Source organism: Sphingomonas sp. Sph1(2015), from assembly GCF_001970915.1.
Classification (GTDB): Bacteria; Pseudomonadota; Alphaproteobacteria; order Sphingomonadales; family Sphingomonadaceae; genus Sphingomonas; species Sphingomonas parapaucimobilis.
This window is the reverse complement of sequence record NZ_MQUI01000086.1, coordinates 1-5,499: the sequence shown is the minus strand read 5'-3', so window position 1 is coordinate 5,499 and position 5,499 is coordinate 1. Positions and strand designations below refer to the sequence as shown.

Here is a 5,499-nt window from a genome sequence, read left to right as displayed (position 1 = left end):
GGGCGTGTCGCTTGCGGAAGCGCCCCACCCCCGGCCCCTCCCCTGAAGGGGAGGGGTGAGCAGAGTTGATCGTTTTCAACTCTAACCACCATCGGCCTGAACAATGACGGCACGACGTCGAGCAATGCACGTCGTTTCACAGCCATATCCAGCGCCATTCCCGATGGCTTCACGCTCGATCGTCGCGGATGAAGCCGGAGCAGTTCGGCACGGGGGATCGAGGCGTTCGACGAAACCGCCCGGCCTATCACGACTGTCCCGACGCCGTATCCGGGTGGCAATTGCGCTTTCGGTGACGGTTTCACGACGGCTGTTCGTCACCGGCGGGGACGCATTGTGGATACCGCCGCGTCGTGGATCATGGCGGCGTGGGCATGGCGGTGTCGGATCGCCACGCATCGGTTCCCGCATCCCCGTCCTCCCGAGCATCAGAAGCGCGCACGTAAGGAACCCATGATGGTGCGGGGCGCGCCGGGATAGTTTTCCAGGCGCTGCACGGCGGATTCGATGAAATAGCGATCGGTGAGGTTGCGGCCGGTCACCGAAAACTCCACCCCGGAATTCGGGATCAGGTAGCTGATCGTCGCATCATAGATGGTGTAGCCATCGACGAAGAAGCTGTTGTTCAGATCGCCGCTCCGCCGCCCGACACGGGTCAGCCCCGCCGCCACCGTCAGTCCTTCGACCGGACCGCCCAGGATATAGCTGCTCCACAATCGCCCCGACCAGCGCGGAACGTTGGTCAGGCGATTGCCGATCGCGAAGGTTTCGTCCCGGCTGATCATCGCGTCGAGGTGACTGCCGCTGACGATCACCTGCCAGCGCCGCGTCGGATGACCGGTGATATCCAGCTCGGCGCCGCGGACGTGCTGCTCGCCGGTTTGAAGCGAGAAGCCGGGATTGTCGGGGTCGGCGGTCGCGACGTTGCGTTTGCGGATGTCGAACACGCTGGCGGTGGCCATCAGGCGCCCATCGGCCGGATCGGCCTTCACACCGGCCTCCCACTGGCGGCCACGCTCGGGATCGAGATACCTGCGATCGGCGCGCCGGCCGGTCTGGGGCTGGAAGCTCTGCCCGAAACCGCCGAAGAACGAGAGAGCGGCGATCGGCTGCACCACGATGCCGGTGCGGAACGTCGTCGCGCCGCTGTCGCGGTCGACCCGCATGTTGGAAAACCGGTCGGTCTGGCGATCGCGCACCTCGTCATGGCGGACGCTGCCCAGCAGCTTGAGCCATGACGTGACCGTCACCTGATCCTGCAGATAGACTCCGTACAGGGTCGATCGACGCAGGAAGCTGGCATTGGGCGAGAGGCGCGGCACGGGAGCGGTATAGGCAGGTGCGAGAATGTCGATTGCCGCGATGTTGGCCCGGTCGGCGACGAAATCGAGCGTGGCGCGGCTGTAGTTTACGCCCGCCAGCACCCTGTGATCGATCATGCCTGTCGAAAAGCGTGCCAATGCCTCGCCGCGCATGTCGGCGGATTTCAGCCGTTCGACCCGCCGTGTCGCCCGCCGCGTCAGGGTGCGGCCGTCCCGGCCCAGTGCTCGGTTGTCGATCGCATCATCGTCGTCGACGGTCGCATCGACGTGCCGCGCGTTCAGGCGCAGCGTAAGCCAGTCGGCCGCCTCATGCCCGATATCCAGCGACGCTCGCGAACGATGGGCCGCTGTCCGCGACCAGGGTTCGGCAAGAAAACGGTCCCTCGGCAGGGTGATGCGATTGTCGGCCCCGACGACCAGGCCACGTTCGAAAGGGCCGCGCTGGCTGGCGTGATCCAAGTCGAGCCTGACAACGGTCGCCGCGCCCGGCGTCCAGCGGGCGGAGACCGCGGCGAACTGGCGGGTGGAATCGACCGTTTCGCCACCACGGAACCCGTCGAGCCGCTGCGCCGCGCCGGTGAGGCGCACGGCAACCCTGTCGGTGACGGCGCCGCTGGCCGTGGCGGAGGCTCGGGCGAAGCCGAAGCTGCCGCCCTGCAACTCGATTTCGGCGGTGGGGCTATGGCTGGGCTGGCGGGTCGATATGTTGATGACGCCACCAGGATCGCCCTGGCCGTACATCACCGACGCCGGGCCTTTCAGCACCTCGACCGATTGTACGTTGGCCAAGTCGAGAAACACCTCTGACCGGTCCGACACACGGTTCAGCAGCACGCCGTCTATCGCGTAACGGGGCGTGGCGAATCCACGGATCTGGAAGATTTCGCCACGATTGCCCGCGATGCTCGCCGGCTGCACACTCGACACGTTGCTCAGCACGTCGCTGAGGCGGATGCTGTTCTGATCCTCGATCACGCTGCGCGGCACGATCTGGATCGATTGCGGTATGTCCTTCATGGGCGTGGCGGTGCGCGTCGCCGTATCCGTCTCGTCATCGACCTCGGCCAGCCGCTCTCCCGTGATGACGATCTCGCGCTGGCCCTGTTCGGGATCACCCGCCTCCGCCGCGATGGGCGAGGAAATGAGCAGGCACGGCGAAGCCATGCCGGAAAGCCAGCGGATCATGAAGGACTCCGTTCAGAAGCAGGTGACGAAATGATATTGCGAACTGTTAGCTAAACAAAGCCGGACATTCAATCTTCGAAAGGCTCTGAAGGCCGGTTTGTCTGGCCATCCTCCCGTACCGGAGCGACGGGTTTGCCTCCGTCACGGCAAAATACGGTGTGTTCAAAGCATCATGGGCAAGGCCCATCCGGGCCGGCAGGCCTTTCTCCATGCGCGATGCTGCGATGGTAATCAGGGTGCAGCACGGCATCGCGCTGGGCATTGGAGACGCGCTCTGGTGGTCCTTGGGGGCATACCCCATCCCTGTGCCGGCCCCGGTCTGCCTTCTGCCGCTCACCGGCTATGGGCCGTGCGCTGCGACGGACCGCAGGCGTTCCGTGACGCACCGGGCCGCCGTTGCGGGACCGGACCATGTGCCAGTGTGAAGGTCGAGAATCGCGGTGTCGGGGAACGCTCGGCTGCGTGTCATGCCGATAAACCCGTCGCCAGGTCTGGCAGGCGAATGACGCAAATTAAGGTGTCGTGGGACCATTCCACCCCATCGAACCCAGCCGCGCTGTTTGTTGACCGTCCTGTCAAACCGCTGTTTTACGCAAGTTTTTGACGGTTGAGTGATGGTGCCCCACAGGAGACAAAACTGGGCACTCAGATCATTGGAAAATTTCGATCAGTCGCCGGTGATAGAGATGGACGAGGCCATGATCACGCTGTTTTAAAACTCCAGCCGGCGCTTAGTCCCTCGCGTCGCGCAACGCTTCCAACTCGGCCAGTTTGACGGGATCGTCAACTGCCAGTGCCTCTTCAAGATACAAGCTGTGGGCGATGTTGCGCACCACCTCCTGCGCTTCGCCACTGTATCCCTCCGCTATAATCGGAAACGCATCCACCAGCTCGCGAAGAAATCCTTTGTCCATCTCCTCGAGATGATCGGCGAGAGATTCAGTCATCTTCACGGCAGTGCCCAGATTGAGTTCCTCCTCGTCAGTCAACGTCAGGAACACGTAATACTCCGCGATCAAGCTCGCAACCTGCATAGCAATCATGGTTTGACTACCTTCACGCGGATATTGGTGACTTTCATCTTCTTGAACAGCTTCAGTGCCTTGGATTTTTGAGTAGGAGTAGGGACCTCCCATGTACCGATCAGGCGATGTTCTGCCAGCACCTCCGATTGTCGCAAGAGCTGGGCTCGGGCGTGGGGAGCATCGACCACCTTCCATTTCCGGTCGATCACGTAATCGCCCTGAATGCCGTCGAACTTGACTGGCCGCTTCGAACCGTCCGCCATAGTTCGCATCAACGTCGGCGCCCGACCGGGCTGGGCACCCGTCGCAGCGTCGTTGTAAGCCTTCCAGGGCTTTTGCGACTTGGTCGTCTCCGTTACCCAACCGATCTGCGGCGGATCATAGGTCGTGCGCGGCCTCGCCATGCGAAGTCGGCGCAATGCGGCCGCCTTCGAGAGTGCCGCCCCCGGCGCCGCTGCCAGTGCAACGTTCCCGGCAACTGTCCCCGTGACACGACCGATATCCCGCGCCGACGCGTTGGCGACGGCGCTTGCCGCACGCGAAGCCTGGATACGGGCGGGCGTATCCTCGGCAGCGATCGCAGCATCGATCATACCCGCGATACCGCGACCGGCGTTGCGAACGGTGGTCACCGGATTCGTCGTCAGCGCAGCGCGGACTCCTGCCACCGTTTCTGTCGCAACGTCGTAAAGTCCTTCGCCTATGCCACCGACGAATTCGGTGACAGGGTTCGGCTGGTTGCCGGGCCGCGATTCCTCAACGGGCTTGGGTTTTACTTTGGGCGACGCACGCCTCACCGGCCGCTGGCCATCCCCCGCCGCCGTTTCAGCACGTGACGTTCCCGCCTTTGGCAATGTCGAAGTCCTCGACTTGCTACGATCCCATAAAACAGGGGCGCCATCGGAACTGGTCGGAGCCCGGCGTTTCTCACTGCTAACCGCGTCGGTCCCGCTCGCATTATAATGGCGTCCCGCGCCAGCAAAGGTGAACCGGCCGTCCTCTGGATCGTGCCACGGATTGAATTTGAGTTCGAGACCGTCAGGACTGAGCGCGGGCGGCAGCTTGCCGGTTCGCAGCCACCATGAAAAAGCGCTCGACCGCTTACCGTTGGAGGTTTCGATCATACTGCCCCCTTGCCATTGCAGGAAGAACATATAAGGAACATCTTGCAAAAAGTCAAGCCTGGGACGCGACAGCCCCGCGCGCTGGTGCCGGCCTTTGTCTTCTATGAGGTAGGATGTCACGAGGATGGTGCCCCACAGAGCTCGAAGGAGAGCACTCAGATCGTTGGGAAATTTCCCTGCCACGGCTTTAGAGGGTGGCAGCCTAACTCACAACCCAACGCCTCCGGCAGACCCGGCCCGGTTCATCGCCGTCCATCGCCTTATCAAAGGCAATCAGGCACGCTGGTATGAGCCTCTTGGCTTCTTTCCGATCTTTCGTGCCCAGCGACCGGACCCACTCTGACGTGACCCCAGTCTTTCAACCAGCGGCAACCAGAGACCGACCGGTGTTGTCGCGCATGAGCGCAGGTGAAGCAACGGGCGGGGTTAACCCCGCCCGTTGCTGTTCGAGCCCGGCAGCGAATGCGGCCGGGGTAGCGTAGCCGAGCGACGAGTGCGGCCGCTCGGTGTTGTAGTCGTCGACCCAGCGGGCCAGGATCGAGCGGGCTTGGCCAATGGTGAAGAACAGCGTCTCGTTGAGCAGCTCGTCGCGCATGCGACCGTTGAAGCTCTCTACGAACCCGTTCTGCGTCGGTTTGCCTGGCGCGATGTAATGCCACTCGATGCTGGCATCGGCGGACCAGGCGAGCACCGCATTGGAGGTCAGTTCGGTCCCGTAGCACATTGGGAAGCGCTGGTTCGGGGGCCGCTATGGCCCTGATGAAGGCAAGGCCGCGAAGCGGCCGCAGGCTTCATCAGGGCAAGCCATGGTCGGTCAGCAGGTATCTAAAGTGAGGTTGTCGA

Annotated in this window: 3 protein-coding genes and 1 pseudogene; all 4 read right to left on the bottom strand. The window is 62.9% G+C overall.

Annotation, left to right across the window (positions count from 1 at the left end; translation table 11 throughout):
• Positions 1-428 precede the first annotated feature (428 nt).
• Positions 429-2,507 (bottom strand): TonB-dependent siderophore receptor, encoded by a 2,079-nt coding sequence (locus BSZ14_RS18390; RefSeq protein WP_076712018.1) that lies wholly within the window; start codon positions 2,505-2,507, stop codon positions 429-431.
• A 731-nt stretch (positions 2,508-3,238) separates the two neighbouring features.
• Positions 3,239-3,550, bottom strand: a complete 312-nt coding sequence (locus tag BSZ14_RS18380; protein WP_042488558.1) for a hypothetical protein — start codon at positions 3,548-3,550, stop codon at positions 3,239-3,241.
• Positions 3,547-4,656 carry a hypothetical protein gene (locus tag BSZ14_RS19510; protein WP_139330538.1) on the bottom strand — a complete coding sequence of 370 codons (1,110 nt, stop codon included), beginning with the start codon at positions 4,654-4,656 and terminating at the stop codon, positions 3,547-3,549. The genes BSZ14_RS18380 and BSZ14_RS19510 overlap by 4 nt, the downstream gene beginning before the upstream one ends.
• A gap of 358 nt (positions 4,657-5,014) precedes the next feature.
• Positions 5,015-5,371, bottom strand: a pseudogene (locus BSZ14_RS18370) (integrase core domain-containing protein); the annotation flags it as partial.
• Between the last annotated feature and the right edge of the window lie 128 nt (positions 5,372-5,499).